At 72.7% G+C, this 13,410-nt stretch carries 13 protein-coding genes; 7 read left to right on the top strand and 6 right to left on the bottom strand.

Annotated features, from left to right (window positions below; genetic code table 11):
- The first annotated feature begins 2 nt into the window (after positions 1-2).
- Positions 3-560, top strand: coding sequence for a hypothetical protein (locus ACH4VX_RS16770; protein WP_398368139.1), 558 nt, complete (start codon positions 3-5; stop codon positions 558-560).
- 12 nt (positions 561-572) lie between these two features.
- Here the strand turns inward: ACH4VX_RS16770 and ACH4VX_RS16765 are convergent, their stop codons facing one another.
- Both ACH4VX_RS16765 and pdxH read right to left on the bottom strand, forming a co-directional pair.
- On the bottom strand, positions 573-731 hold the full coding sequence (locus tag ACH4VX_RS16765) for a hypothetical protein (RefSeq protein WP_398368138.1): 159 nt from the start codon (positions 729-731) through the stop codon (positions 573-575).
- Complete coding sequence (pdxH, locus tag ACH4VX_RS16760) at positions 728-1,396, bottom strand: pyridoxamine 5'-phosphate oxidase (protein ID WP_398368137.1); 669 nt, start codon at positions 1,394-1,396, stop codon at positions 728-730. The genes ACH4VX_RS16765 and pdxH overlap by 4 nt, the downstream gene beginning before the upstream one ends.
- Positions 1,397-1,688: 292 nt before the next feature.
- On the opposite strand from pdxH, the gene ACH4VX_RS16755 reads away from it, so the two are divergent.
- From ACH4VX_RS16755 to ACH4VX_RS16745, 3 genes are all read left to right on the top strand, one after another.
- Positions 1,689-2,789 carry a citrate synthase 2 gene (locus tag ACH4VX_RS16755; RefSeq protein WP_398368136.1) on the top strand — a complete coding sequence of 367 codons (1,101 nt, stop codon included), beginning with the start codon at positions 1,689-1,691 and terminating at the stop codon, positions 2,787-2,789.
- 315 nt (positions 2,790-3,104) lie between these two features.
- The gene (locus ACH4VX_RS16750) at positions 3,105-3,560 is read left to right on the top strand and encodes a GNAT family N-acetyltransferase (RefSeq protein WP_398368135.1); all 456 of its coding nucleotides are present in this window, start codon (positions 3,105-3,107) and stop codon (positions 3,558-3,560) included.
- Between the two features lie 142 nt (positions 3,561-3,702).
- Positions 3,703-5,097, top strand: a complete 1,395-nt coding sequence (locus ACH4VX_RS16745) for a PAS domain-containing protein (RefSeq protein ID WP_398368134.1) — start codon at positions 3,703-3,705, stop codon at positions 5,095-5,097.
- A gap of 124 nt (positions 5,098-5,221) precedes the next feature.
- Here the strand turns inward: ACH4VX_RS16745 and ACH4VX_RS16740 are convergent, their stop codons facing one another.
- On the bottom strand, positions 5,222-5,977 hold the full coding sequence (locus ACH4VX_RS16740) for an SIS domain-containing protein (protein WP_398368133.1): 756 nt from the start codon (positions 5,975-5,977) through the stop codon (positions 5,222-5,224).
- A gap of 228 nt (positions 5,978-6,205) precedes the next feature.
- On the opposite strand from ACH4VX_RS16740, the gene ACH4VX_RS16735 reads away from it, so the two are divergent.
- Both ACH4VX_RS16735 and ACH4VX_RS16730 read left to right on the top strand, forming a co-directional pair.
- On the top strand, positions 6,206-6,898 hold the full coding sequence (locus ACH4VX_RS16735) for a metal-dependent transcriptional regulator (RefSeq protein WP_398368132.1): 693 nt from the start codon (positions 6,206-6,208) through the stop codon (positions 6,896-6,898).
- Positions 6,899-7,404: 506 nt separating this feature from the next.
- A complete protein-coding gene (locus ACH4VX_RS16730; protein WP_398368131.1) occupies positions 7,405-8,283 on the top strand; it encodes an alpha/beta fold hydrolase in 879 nt (292 codons plus the stop codon).
- 156 nt (positions 8,284-8,439) lie between these two features.
- Here ACH4VX_RS16730 and ACH4VX_RS16725 read toward each other — a convergent pair whose 3' ends face one another.
- The 3 genes from ACH4VX_RS16725 to ACH4VX_RS16715 all read right to left on the bottom strand — a co-directional run bounded on the left by ACH4VX_RS16725 (position 8,440) and on the right by ACH4VX_RS16715 (position 11,626).
- Positions 8,440-10,038, bottom strand: a complete 1,599-nt coding sequence (locus tag ACH4VX_RS16725; RefSeq protein WP_398368130.1) for a transporter — start codon at positions 10,036-10,038, stop codon at positions 8,440-8,442.
- The gene (locus ACH4VX_RS16720) at positions 10,035-10,826 is read right to left on the bottom strand and encodes an ABC transporter ATP-binding protein (protein WP_398368185.1); all 792 of its coding nucleotides are present in this window, start codon (positions 10,824-10,826) and stop codon (positions 10,035-10,037) included. The genes ACH4VX_RS16725 and ACH4VX_RS16720 overlap by 4 nt, the downstream gene beginning before the upstream one ends.
- A 137-nt stretch (positions 10,827-10,963) precedes the next feature.
- Positions 10,964-11,626 carry a bifunctional DNA primase/polymerase gene (locus ACH4VX_RS16715; protein WP_398368184.1) on the bottom strand — a complete coding sequence of 221 codons (663 nt, stop codon included), beginning with the start codon at positions 11,624-11,626 and terminating at the stop codon, positions 10,964-10,966.
- Positions 11,627-11,932: 306 nt separating this feature from the next.
- Here ACH4VX_RS16715 and ACH4VX_RS16710 point away from each other — a divergent pair, with 306 nt between their 5' ends.
- Complete coding sequence (locus tag ACH4VX_RS16710) at positions 11,933-13,318, top strand: transcriptional regulator (RefSeq protein ID WP_398368129.1); 1,386 nt, start codon at positions 11,933-11,935, stop codon at positions 13,316-13,318.
- Positions 13,319-13,410: the final 92 nt, after the last annotated feature.

Below are 13,410 nucleotides of genomic sequence, written 5' to 3'. Positions count from 1 at the left end.
CCGTGGGTGACTTTCTGCAGGTGATCGTCGACCTCGACGCGACCGGGGCGGAGGCGGAACGGCTCGCGGACCGCGTGGTCGCGTGGCTCGCGGCCGAGGGCGTCGTGCTCGCCGAGCGCACGCCGTGCGTGCCGGGACAGCCACTGGGGCACCCGCCGGGACCGCACTGGCACCGGGCGGTGACCGACGACTGGGACCGGCCCCCTTCCGACGGTCTCGCCGTCCACACCGGCCGCACCGGCTTCACCAGCGGCGCGGACATGCCCGGTGCGGCCCTCTGCCCGCGTTGCGCATCGGCCACCGCGTTGGACGATGCGACCTGGGAGCGTTTCACCCGCGCCATGCAGACCTGGTACGACGGGGGCGCCGCCGTCGTCGGCTGCCCCGTCTGTGCTGCGGCCGTCTCCGTCCCGGACTGGACCTGGGACGAGGCACCCCTCGCCTTCGGCAGCCTGGGCCTGGAATTCTGCAATTGGCCCGATCTCACCCCGGAGTTCCGCGCCCGGGCGGCCGAGGCGCTGAACGGGCACCGCACCGCGTACGTGTGGGGCAAGCTGTAGGAACCCGCGCGGTCACGCCCGCTTGCGGGCCTCGCGCACCGCGCGGAGGACGTCGATGACGTCGTCCGGCGTGACGTCTCCGCGCGTGGCGAGGGCGCGGGCCTCGACCGCGGCCGCGTGCGGCGACAGCGCCGCGGCCCCGTCCGGCCCACCGGTTCCCTGTCCGTTCACGGGCTCAGCCGCTCCACCCGCCAGCCTCCGTCCGCCCCGGCGACGTACCGCAGGCGGTCGTGCAGGCGGTTCTCCCTGCCCTGCCAGAACTCCACCGTCCGCGGGGTGACCCGGAAGCCGCCCCAGTGCGGCGGCACCGGTACCTGCTCGCCCTCCGGGTAGCGGGCCGCCAGGTCGGCGTAGGACGCGTCGAGCTCCGCGCGGCCGGCGATCACCGAGGACTGGCCGCTGGCCCACGCGCCCAGCTGGGAGCCGTGCGGGCGGGTGCGGAAGTAGGCGGCCGTCTCGTCGCGGCCGGTGCGGCGCGCGGTGCCGGTGACGATGACCTGCCGGGCCATCGGATGCCAGGGGAACAGCAGTGAGACGTGCGGGTTCTCGGCCAGGTCACGGCCCTTGCGGGAGTCGTAGTTCGTGTAGAAGACGAACCCGTCGTCGTCGAAGTGCTTCAGCAGCACCGTGCGCGAGCTGGGCCGTCCCTCCGCGTCCGCCGTCGAGACGATCACGGCGTTCGGTTCGAACAGCCCGCCGTCCGTCGCGGCCTGTTTGAACCAGCGCGCGAACTGTTCGACGGGTGTGGCGGCCAGGTCGGTCTCGGAGAGCCCCTCGGTCCGGTACTGCTTGCGCATCGAGGCGAGATCGAAGGGGGCGGCGTCTCGGTCGGTCACGCCGTCATCCTGCCGTATGCGCGAGGCCCCCGGGAGCGCGGTGTCCTTCGTCACGCGGTGGCACTGAGTGCCGCGAACTCTCCCCAAAGATGGCACTCGGGGATATCGTGCTGCCACTGATCCGGTTGGGTGACCGCCGGCCGGGCATCACAGGGGTGACGTCCCGGACCGCGAATCCGTTCGAACGGACCGTGGATCCACCGGACACGCGCCCCCGCTTCTGCCGACTGCCGACACATGGTCGTCCCACCCCACAACACCATCTGTCACCCACCTCACAAGGAGCCGCCAGATGTCCGACTTCGTACCCGGGCTCGAAGGAGTCGTCGCGTTCGAGACGGAGATCGCCGAACCGGACAAGGAGGGCGGCGCCCTGCGGTACAGGGGCGTCGACATCGAGGACCTGGTCGGGCACGTCTCCTTCGGCAACGTCTGGGGGCTCCTCGTCGACGGGGCGTTCAACCCCGGACTGCCGCCCGCCGAGCCGTTCCCGATCCCCGTGCACTCCGGCGACATCCGCGTCGACGTGCAGTCCGCGCTGGCCATGCTGGCGCCCGTGTGGGGCCTGAAACCGCTCCTCGACATCGATGCCGAGCAGGCCCGCGACGACCTCGCCCGCGCCGCCGTCATGGCCCTGTCCTACGTCGCCCAGTCCGCGCGCGGACAGGGCCTGCCCATGGTGCCGCAGCGCGAGATCGACAAGGCCGAGTCCGTCGTCGAGCGCTTCATGATCCGCTGGCGCGGTGAGCCCGACCCCAAGCACGTCGCGGCCGTCGACGCGTACTGGACGTCGGCCGCCGAGCACGGCATGAACGCCTCCACGTTCACCGCGCGGGTCATCGCCTCGACGGGCGCGGACGTCGCGGCGGCCCTCTCGGGAGCCGTCGGCGCCATGTCCGGCCCGCTGCACGGCGGCGCCCCCTCGCGCGTGCTGGGCATGATCGAGGAGATCGAGCGCACCGGGGACGCCGAGGCGTACGTCAAGCAGGCCCTCGACAAGGGTGAGCGCCTCATGGGCTTCGGCCACCGCGTCTACCGCGCGGAGGACCCCCGCGCCCGCGTCCTGCGCCGTACCGCCCGCGATCTCGGCGCCCCGCGCTTCGAGGTCGCCGAGGCGCTGGAGAAGGCCGCCCTGGCCGAGCTCCACGCCCGCCGTCCCGACCGGGTGCTGGCCACCAACGTCGAGTTCTGGGCGGCCATCGTGCTGGACTTCGCCGAGGTCCCGGCGCACATGTTCACCTCGATGTTCACCTGCGCCCGTACGGCCGGCTGGTCGGCGCACATCCTGGAGCAGAAGCGCACGGGCCGTCTGGTCCGCCCGTCGGCCCGTTACATCGGCCCGGGTACGCGCGACCCGCGCGAGATCGAGGGATACGGGGACATCGCCCACTGAGCCGGGGTCCCGAGAACGCAGGCGACCCGCGAGTCGGGTTCCTCCCTCGGGAGGAGCCGGCCGGACGTTACCGGCGACTCGCGGGTCGGGTGACTGCGCTGGGTTAGGCCGGCTGCGTGTATCTCGCACACGCTGGCCCGGCGCCGAACCGAGTGCGACGGCGGGCCACTAGCCCGCAGCCACCTCTTCCGTCCGGTTTGCATACATCTGCCGAACCACCTCCTTTCCGAAGTACCGCCACACTAAGAAGCGATCGCCGTCATATCAACCACTTTTTTCGTTGACCTCCGAGCGGGGGCGCGATTGGCTTGCCGGATGAGTGATCTTCGTATCGAAGTCGTGGACGGCGACGCCATGCTGGAGCAGTGGCGGCACGTCCACAACGTGATCGTGCCGCCCGCCGCGATGACACTCGACGAGGCACGGGAGCGCGTCACGCGCGGGTACCGGCTGGAGAACGCGTACGCCGGTGACGTGCTGGTCGGCTGCTCGACGGTGCGGCCCCCGCAGGGGGAGGACGCCGTGGTGACGGTCATCGCGCGGGTGCTGCCCGAGCACCGGCGCAGGGGATACGGGGCGGCGCTCTACGCGTCGGGGCTCGGGCACGCGCGCGTGGCGGGCGCCGGGGCCGTCGAGACCGTGGTCCTGGCCGCCAACGAGGACGGCGTCCGGTTCGCTCACGCGCGGGGCTTCGACGAGGTCGAGCGGTATGTTCTGCCGGGGGAGAGCGAGCTGTGGCTGACGCTGCGACTGGCGCCTTTTCCCTCGTAGACGGGCGGATCGGGCGGTGCCGTACAACGATTCCCTCAATCTTGCGGGAACTCGATGTGCGCTGCGTCACGTTCAAGTTGAATGATTGCGAGTGAGCGAACCGTCGTGCCGTACGTGCGGACGCAGCCTGCAGGGGGTCCAGGTGAGTGCTTCCCGGCGTAGTGGGACCACCGACGAGCTGGGGCCGGACGAGCCCGAGCCCGCGCGGGAGGGTTCGGACGGCTCCGATCTCCTCGCCGCGCTGCTCGACGGTATGGACGCCGCCCTGTGTGCCTTCGACGCGGACGGGACGGTCACGCACTGGAACCGTGAGGCGGAGCGGATCCTCGGCTGGACCGCGGCCGAGGCGGTGGGCCGGGCCGGGTTCGCCGGGTGGGCCGCGCGCAGCGCGGACGCCGAGGAGGTCGAGGCGCGGCTGATGTCGGCCATGGACGCGCCGGGCCGGCAGGTGAACGAGTTCGCGCTGCTGACGAAGGACGGCGGCCGGGTGCTGGTGCGGACGCAGTCCGCGGCGGTGCGCGGGCCGGACGGGAAGCCGGCGGGGGTGTACTGCGCGTTCAGCGAGGTGCACGCGCAGATCGATCTGGAGCGGTCGATCGCGCTGAGCGAGGCGCTGCTGGAGGAGGCGAGCTGGGGCGTCGTGCTGGTCGACGCCGATCTGCGGCCCGCGGTGGTGAACGCGCACGCCGCGCGGGCGCTGGGCACGGGGCGTACGGCGGTGCTGGGGCGCCCGCTCGGGGAGCTGCTGACGCAGGGCGTGGAGGAGCTGGAGAGCGCGCTCGCCCATGTGCTCGCGGAGGGTGCGCCGCCCGCGCCGGCCGAGCTGTGGGTGAGTGTGCGCACGCCGGAGGGCGAGCGGCGGCGGTGCTGGCGGAGCGGGTTCGTGCGGCTGTCGTCACCACTCGCGGAGGAGCCGGTTCCGCTCGGGGTCGGCTGGCTGTTCCAGGACGTGACCGAGTCCCGGCAGGGTGAACAGGAGGCGTCGCTGCTGCGGTTCCGCGCGCAGCAGCTGCACCGCGCGGCGCGTGCGGCGGCGGAGTGCGAGGACCCGGCGGAGGCGGCGACGGTCCATCTGGACTTCGCGCTGGCCGGGTTCGCCGATTACGCGCTGATCGACCGGGTGGCCGACGGCGCCCAGGACGTCGACCGGGTGCGGCTGGTACGGATCGCCGCGACCCCCTCCGGCGCGCCGGGACCGGGCAGGCTCGCCGGGCGGGCGGGGCTGCCGGTGCGGTACGGCGAGGGGCACCCGGTGGTGCAGTGCGTGGAGCGGGCCGGGACGGTGCGGGCCGGTGCCGGCTCCATGGGTGCCGAGGAGGCGCGGGCGTGGGCGCTGTCCCGGCAGTGGCCGGCGGACGCGGTGCACGCCCTGTGCACGGTGCTGCGCAGCCGGGGGCGCACGCTTGGTGCCGTGACGTTTCTGCGGGGGGCCGGCCGCCATGCGTTCGAACGCTCCGACGCGATGTACGCGGAAGACGTGGCGGTCCACATCGCCACGGCTCTGGACCTGGCGGCCCTCCTCACCCCCGACCGCTGACCCCCTCCGGCTCCGGTCCGGCTTTTTCGCCCCCGCCGACCCTTCCCGCCCCGGCCCGGGACTCCGCCCCGGACCCCGTTCCTCGAACGCCGGAGGTGCTGGATCGGCCCGCCCGGGGACGGGATCAGCGGCGGTAGAAGATCCGGTCGGCGTACTCGTCGAAGACGCGGGCGTTCCAGTCGTGGCCGCCGTCCACGTTGCCGGAGCGCAGGAGCGGGGGCTCGATGCCGCGGTCGGCGAGGGTGGCGGCGGCGGTGGCGACGACGGCCTGGAGGAGTGCCGAGGTGACGACCGTGGAGGCGGGGGCGAAGGGCGCGGGCACGTTGTCGAGGGTGAGCTCCGCGTCGCCGACCGCGACCCCGGAGTCCAGGACGAGATCGCAGTGGTCCTTCAGGAACGTCCCGGAGGAGTGCCGGGACGTGGTCTGCGCCGCGTACGCCACCGACGTCACGCCGATCACCTTGATGCCCCGGCCCCGGGCCTTCATGGCCATCTCCACGGGCAGCGCGTTGCGCCCGGACAGGGAGACGACGATCAGCGCGTCACCCGCGCGCAGCGGCGAGGACTCGAGCACGACGCCCGCGAGCCCGTCGACGCGTTCCAGGGCGGAGCCCAGCGTGGCCGGCATCACGTCGACGCCGACGACCCCCGGGACGGCGAGCAGGTTCATCAGGGCGAGTCCGCCGGCCCGGTAGACGAGGTCCTGCGCGGCGAGCGAGGAGTGCCCGGCGCCGAAGGCGAAGAGCCGGCCGCCGTCCGCGACCGTGTCGGCGAGCAGCGTGCCCGCCGCCGTGACGGACTCGGCCTCCTCGTCGCGGATCCGCTGCAGCAGGTCGATCGCGGCGTCGAGGAACCGGCCGGCCGGCGTGCGGTCGCTCATGCGGCATCCCTTCGGGCAGGAGTGTTGCGGATCACCGTGCGGTCTGGACCAGTGCCGTGTCAATACGACGCCCGATGGCGTGGTTTCCCCTCCGCGCAGCCCCTCGTTTTCACTGTGCGGCCCGGTTGTCGGTCCAATGCGTCAGAATTGGGTCCTGGGCCAGCGCACGCGCCGGTGAGCCGTCCAGCCTCCGGCAGAGCCATCCACAGATCTCATCGAGGGGCATGTATGTCCGGACTGATCGACACCACGGAGATGTATCTCCGCACCATCCTCGAGCTGGAGGAGGAAGGTGTGGTCCCCATGCGCGCCCGGATCGCCGAGCGGCTCGACCAGAGCGGTCCGACGGTCAGTCAGACGGTGGCGCGGATGGAGCGCGACGGCCTGGTGTCCGTCGCCCCCGACCGGCACCTGGAGTTCACCGAGGAGGGCCGCCGGCTGGCCACGCGCGTGATGCGCAAGCACCGCCTCGCCGAGTGTCTCCTGGTCGACGTGATCGGCCTGGAGTGGGAGCAGGTCCACGCCGAGGCCTGTCGCTGGGAGCACGTGATGAGCGAGGCCGTCGAGCGCCGCGTGCTGGAGCTGCTGCGGCACCCCACCGAGTCGCCGTACGGCAATCCGATCCCCGGCCTGGAGGAGCTGGGCGAGAAGGACGGCGCCGACCCGTTCCTGGACGAGGGCATGGTGTCCCTGGCCGACCTCGACCCGGGCGCCGGGGGCAAGACGGTCGTGGTGCGCCGGATCGGCGAGCCGATCCAGACGGACGCGCAGCTGATGTACACGCTGCGCCGGGCGGGTGTGCAGCCCGGTTCGGTGGTCAGCGTGACGGAGTCGGCGGGCGGCGTGCTGGTGGGCAGCAGCGGCGAGGCGGCCGAGCTGGAGTCGGAGGTGGCCTCGCACGTGTTCGTCGCCAAGCCCTGACCGGCCGGGGGGACGGGACGCCGGGCGGGCGAGCGGTTCGCGCCCGGCGGTGTGAACGCGCCGAATCCGAGATCCACTGCGTCGAATCGCAGCGCTCGCCGGATTCGCGTGCGAGGCTGTCGCGTGAGGCATATGACCTGAGTGGCTCTGGCCGGGTCCGACAGCGATGTCACCCCGGCAGGGGAGGGGCGGGACGATGTGCCGTGACCACGTGAGGAGCCCCGGCGCCGCATGGCGCCGGGGCCTGTCCTCCCCTGTGCTGACCCGGAGCCCCGAGCTCTCAGGGTCATTCCCCTCGGACCGGTTTCCCCGAGCGGTCCGCCTCCCGTTGAAGATCTCCCCCGGGCCACGGCGATCAATCCCCGCAGGGGGTCACTCGAACGAGGGGTGTTGCCGGGCAGGAAGCCATTCTCGAATGAGCATTCGATAACCTGCGGGCAGTGGCAACAGGCAGGACCAGCACAACAGGCAGCGGGCAGGCAGCGAGCTTGGGGGGTGCCAGGACCATGGCGCGACGCATCGACGTGACCGGGGCGGACGGCGTACGACTCGCCGCCTGGGAGTTCGGCGACCCGCCCAAGAACGGGGCCGATCCGGCGGAAACCACCGAGCGGAACGCGCCCGGTGTGCTGTTACTGCACGGTCTGATGGGCCGTGCCTCGCACTGGGCGTCCACCGCCCGCCGGCTCTCCGGGCGGTACCGCGCGGTCGCCCTCGACCAGCGCGGCCACGGCCGCAGCGACAAGCCCCCGCGGGCCTCCTTCACCCGTGACGCCTACGTCGACGACGCCGAGGCCGCCCTGGAGCAGCTCGGCCTCGGCCCCACCGTCCTCATCGGCCACGCGATGGGCGCGCTGACCGCCTGGCAGCTGGCCGCCAAACGCCCCGACCTGGTGCGCGGGCTGGTCATCTGTGACATGCGGGCCTCCGCCCTCGGGGCCGCCTCGCAGCGCGAGTGGGCGGAGTGGTTCAAGGCCTGGCCGGTCCCGTTCGCCACGCTCGCCGACGTACGCAAGTGGTTCGGCGAGGACGACCCCTGGGTGGAGCGGCCCAACCCGGCCCGCGGCGCGTTCTACGCCGAGGTGATGGCCGAGTCCCCGGACGGCTGGCGTCCGGTCTTCGACCCGGACCAGATGCTCCGCTCCCGCGAGACCTGGGTGTTCGACGCGCACTGGGAGGAACTGGCCCAGGTGCGCTGCCCCGCCCTGGTGGTCCGCGGCCTCGACGGCGAGCTCGGCCGTGCGGAGGCCCAGGAAATGGTCCGCGTCCTGCCCCGCGGCCGGTACGCGGAGGTGGCCGACGCCGGCCACCTGGTCCACTACGACCAGCCGGAGACCTGGCTCGCGGCGATCGAACCCTTCCTGGGCTCACTGGACGACGACTGACCTCGCTCCGTGACGGGAACCCGGCGATGTCGCTCCCCGCTCACCGGCGCGGCCCGCTCGGACCCCCGCCCCTTGGACGCCCCCGACCGGACGCCCCCGACCGGCGGGAGACCTGACCGGCTGCGTTCCAGCCGCCCCGGGTGACACTCCCGCCCCTCAGCCCTTGCTCACCGCCGTCAGGATCTCCGGCAGCCGGCGGGCCGTCTGCGGGGCCGCCAGCCGCAGGCCGAGGAACGTCAGGGCCGCGCCGTACGCCGTACCCGCCGGCAGCAGCAGCCACAGCCAGTCGTCGCCGCCCGCGCCGGCGTTCAGCCAGATGGTGAGGGCGATGACCGGGACGCACAGCACCGCCGCCGCGACCATGCCGCCGAGGATGGAGATCCACGCCAGCCCGACCTGTCCCGGAGCGACGTTCTTGTGGCCCTCCTGCGGGATGGAGTAGGGGAAGCGCGCCGAGGTCCACGCGCCCGTCGCGAGCATCGCGCCGAGCAGCGCGAAGGACAGCCCCAGCGCCTCCGGCAGCCGCGCCCAGTCGCCCAGCATCGCCGTCGTCAGCACGGTGACGAGTGCGGAGTAGGGCAGGGTGATCAGCAGCAGGGCCAGCGCGCGGGCGCGCAGTTCGACGTACGCGTCCCGGGCCGACGAGATGGTCATCGCGACCATCCAGAACGCGGAGGTGTCCTGCCCGAACTGGTTGTACATCATGACGCCGAGCATCCCGGCGGCGAAACAGGCGAAGTAGACCGAGCCGGTGCCCTGCCAGGCGTTGAACACCGGCACGATCAGCCCGATCGCCAGCGAGGTCACCCACGCGGCCTTCGTCTTCGGGTCGCGCCAGACGTAGCGCAGGCTGCGCTCCATGGCCGTACCCGTGCGGCCCGGCGGCAGCAGCCGGGACAGGCCCGTCGACGTACGGTCGCGGACCGCCGTGTCCCCGGCCGCCTGGAGGGTGGAACCGTCCGGCGAGGTCATCAGCCGCGTCAGGGACCGCGACCACAGCGTGAGCAGTCCCGTCAACGCCGCCGCGCTCACGACCAGTTGCGCCAGTGCGACCCCGTACGACCCCTCGCCCGCCGCATGCACTGCGGCGACCGCCGACGCCGGCGGGAACCACCGCAGTACGTCCGCCACCGGGTCCAGCTGCTCCAGACCGGAGGAACCCAGCCGCTGTGCCGCGAAGTTGACCACCTGCGCCCCGATGGCGATCACCAGCCCGCTGAGCACCGCGAGATCCCGGCCCTTGCGGCTGGTGAGCAGCCGTACGTTGGCGGCGGCCACCGCCCGCGCGAGCGCCACGCACACCAGCAGCGCCAGCGGCACGGCGAGGACGCCCACGGCGAACGCCGCCCCGCCGTGCGCCACGGCGATCACGGAACCGGCGAGCAGGCACAGCGTGAACAGCGGCCCGATACCGACCAGCGAGGACGCGAGCAGGGCCCGCACCAGCGGCTGCGGCCGCAGCGGCAGCATCACCAGCCGGGTCGGGTCGAGGGTCTCGTCGCCCCCGGGGAAGAACAGCGGCATCACCGCCCAGCCCAGCCCCAGCACCGCCACGAGCAGCACCACCAGCGACTCGACATGACCGGAGCCGCGCAGCGCGATCAGTCCGAGGAGCTGCAGCGCGGCGAACAGCAGGGCGACGACGGCGGAGGCGATGTACGCCGCCCTGCGCCCGCCGGACTGCCGCAGCCCGTTGCGCAGCAGGGACAGTTTCAGCCGGACGAAGACGGGGGTGAGGGCGGCGGGGGCGCTCACCGGGAACCCCCGCCCAGCCAGTCGAGATCCGAACCGGTGTCGCGGCTGTCCGCGCCGACGAGCTCCAGGAACGCCCGCTGCAGCGAGGGCGCGTCCCCGCGCACCTCGGCGAGCGGACCGTGGGCGCGGATCCGGCCGGCGGCCATCACGGCCACCCAGTCGCACAGCGACTCGACGAGCTCCATGACGTGGGAAGAGAACACGACCGTGGCGCCGGACGCCGTGTACCGCTCCAGGACGCCCCGGATGGTCTGCGCGGAGACCGGGTCGACACCCTCGAACGGCTCGTCGAGAAACAGGACTTCGGGATTGTGCAGCAGGGCGGCGGCGAGTCCGATCTTCTTGCGCATGCCGGTCGAGTAGTCGACGACGAGCTTGTGCTGGGCACCGGCCAGATCGAGGACGTCGAGCAGCTGCGTGGCCCGCTTGTCGACCTCGTCACCGGGCAGCCCCCGCAACCGCCCCGTGTAGGCCAGCAGTTCACGCCCCGACAGCCGCTCGAACAGCCGCAGCCCCTCCGGCAGCACCCCGATCCGGGCCTTGACCTCCGCCGGATCCCGCCACACATCGCGCCCGACGACCTCGACGGTGCCCTGATCGGGCCGCAGCAGCCCGGTCACCATGGACAAGGTGGTGGTCTTCCCGGCCCCGTTGGGCCCGACCAGCCCGATGAACCGCCCCGCGGGCAGCTCCAGATCGATCCCCCCGACCGCGACCTGCTCCCCGAACCGCTTCCAGAGCCCTTGCACGCGTACGGCACTGACACCCACCACGTCTCCCTCCGTCAGCAGGAAGCCTAGGGGAGCGGAGCGTCCCGAAGGGGTGCGGGACCGCGTCGACATGGGGCTCCGCCGCGCGGGCGCGACCAGCCACGACACGGCCGCAGTCGCCCACGGACAGGAACCACACACCTCACACGGGTGACCTAGCGATCCCTGCCGCACGCGTACGCCAACGGCGAGACCAACTCCTCCACATCCGGCAACCACCGATTCGCAGCCGTAGGCCGGCAGGCCCACTGCACGGCCCCCCGGCACCCGAACCGCGTGGGCGGCGCAGCCACGTACGCCCCCTCCCCCAGGACCACCAGGTCGAGCGAGGACGGCGCCCAGCCCGACTTCCGCACCAGATCGGGAACCTTCAAGGAGGCCCCCGGCAGCACGAAGAACTCCATCCGCCGGTCCGGTGTCACCGTGACCGGCCCCAGCGTCAGCTCCATCCGCTCCATCCGCGCGAGAGCCAGGAACCCCGCCGTCTCCGGCACGGAGATCGCGTCGAACGTCCGCCCGGTGGGCAGCAGGATCGACGCGGACGGCTGCCCCTGCCACAGCCGGCGGACGACGGTGGCGCTGCCGGTCGCCCGGGTCGCCCAGTCCGGACGGGCCGGGTGCGCGCCGGGTGCGGGACACGCGGTGTCACCGCACGAGCAGCACTGCACCCCCTCGACGGCCTCCAGCCAGGTGCCCGGGAACACGTCCCAGTGCCGCTCCTCGGCGTAGCGAACTGCGGTGTCCAGCAGCGATTCTCCGCGCTGCTTCGGGATCTGTACGGCGTCGGCGCCCGCGATCGTCTCTTCCACGATGAACACAACTACGGCCGTCACCAGGGGTTACGCCTGTGCGCATGCGCGGGGGAGGAGCATCGGTTCCGTGTTCGGGGCGCATGGGTGCATCCATGGGGGCGCGCGGGAGGATCCGCGTCCCCGGTGGGTAACCAGGAGGGGGGCCGGCAACTGCCGTTACCCCGGCAATCCTCACATGTCCCGCATTGTCAGCACTTCGGTGGGGCATTGATCTTCCCGGCCGTGTTTCTCGCCGGGACGCGAGACGTACGGCCGCGGAAGACACGTCAACTCGGTGCGTGGGCAGGGCACCGCAGCCTCAGGGGGTACGCCATGGCCGCAAGGCCTCTCGTCGCGCGGCAGCCGAACGAACGGCTGCAGGCGCTCATCCAGGAAGCCGGATGCTCCAACGCCGGGCTGGCCCGCAGGGTCAACATGTGCGGCGCCGAGCACGGCCTCGATCTGCGTTACGACAAGACGTCGGTGGCCCGCTGGCTGCGCGGACAGCAGCCGCGGGGCCGGGCACCGGCGGTCATCGCGGAGGCACTGGGCCGCAAACTGGGCCGTACGGTCACGATCGACGAGATCGGCATGGCCAACGGCAAGAACCTCGCGTCGGGTGTCGGCCTCCAGTTCTCGCCGACGGTACTGGGAGCCATCGAGCAGGTCTGCGAGCTGTGGCGCAGCGACGTGGGGCGGCGGGACTTCCTGTCCGGGTCCTCCGTCGCCGCCTCCGCGCTGGTGGAGCCCAGCCGCGACTGGCTGATCTCCGCACCCGACGGGCAGGTGGCGCGCTCCGCCGGGCCCCGCGTGGGACAGTCCGACGTGGCGGCCGTACGGTCCATGACGCAGGCGCTGGTGGACCTGGACCACCAGTACGGCAGCGGGCACGTGCGCCCGGTCGTGGTCCACTACCTCAACAGCGTCGTCTCGGGGCTGCTGGCGGGGTCGTACCGCGAGGCCGTGGGACGCGACCTGTTCGCGGCGGTCGCGCGGCTGACCGAACTCGCCGGGTACATGGCCGTCGACACCGGGCAGCCGGGCCTCGCCCAGCGCTACTACATCCAGGCACTGCGGCTGGCGCAGGCGGCCGGGGACCGCGGATACGGCGGGTATGTGCTCGCCGCCTCCATGAGCCACCTGGCCGCGCAACTCGGGAACCCGCGTGAGATCGCGCAGTTGGCGCGTGCGGCGCAGGAGGGCGCGCGGGGGCGCGTGACCCCCCGCGCGGAGGCGATGTTCCACGCGGCGGAGGCGCGCGGGCACGCGCTGATGGGCGACGTGCACGCCGCGCAGACGGCGGCGGGGCGCGCGGTGAGCGCCCTGGAGACAGTCGATCCGGCCTCGGGCGACGACCCGGCGTGGATCGCGCACTTCGACGAGGCCTATCTGGCCGACGAGCTGGCGCACTGCCACCGGGACCTCGGCCAGGCGGAGGCCGCCGCGCGGTGTGCCCGGGAGGCGCTGGACGGGCATCCGGCGTCGCGGGCGCGGCGGCGGGCGATCGGCTATGTGCTGCTGGCCACCGCGCAGGTGCAGCAGCGCGAGATCGAACAGGCCTGCAGCACGGGCCTGAAGGCGGTGGAGCTGCTCAACGGGCTCCGGTCCAACCGGGGCGCCGAGTACCTGGAGGATCTCCAGCAGCGCCTCGAGCCGTACCGGGAGGAGTCGGTGGTACGGGAGTTCGGGGCGCGGATGGAGCTCCAGACGGCGGCGTGACGACCGTGACACGGCGGGCGGGCCGGAAGGAGGCGACGTAATCAGCTTGTGGTGACCCGGTTTTGTTACCGCGCTCACAGGGCAGGAGGCGA

Source organism: Streptomyces sp. NPDC020731 (assembly GCF_044334705.1).
In the GTDB taxonomy this organism is placed as follows: Bacteria; Actinomycetota; Actinomycetes; order Streptomycetales; family Streptomycetaceae; genus Streptomyces.
Note: the sequence above shows the minus strand (reverse complement) of the source record. Positions and strands in the feature narration are given on the sequence as shown.

Coding starts and splice junctions, on each gene's coding strand:
- ACH4VX_RS16730 (WP_398368131.1), top strand. CDS start 7,405: ATGGCGCGACGCATCGACGTGACCGGGGCGGACGGCGTACGACTCGCC.
- ACH4VX_RS16740 (WP_398368133.1), bottom strand. CDS start 5,977: ATGAGCGACCGCACGCCGGCCGGCCGGTTCCTCGACGCCGCGATCGAC.
- ACH4VX_RS16750 (WP_398368135.1), top strand. CDS start 3,105: ATGAGTGATCTTCGTATCGAAGTCGTGGACGGCGACGCCATGCTGGAG.
- ACH4VX_RS16710 (WP_398368129.1), top strand. CDS start 11,933: ATGGCCGCAAGGCCTCTCGTCGCGCGGCAGCCGAACGAACGGCTGCAG.
- ACH4VX_RS16755 (WP_398368136.1), top strand. CDS start 1,689: ATGTCCGACTTCGTACCCGGGCTCGAAGGAGTCGTCGCGTTCGAGACG.
- ACH4VX_RS16735 (WP_398368132.1), top strand. CDS start 6,206: ATGTCCGGACTGATCGACACCACGGAGATGTATCTCCGCACCATCCTC.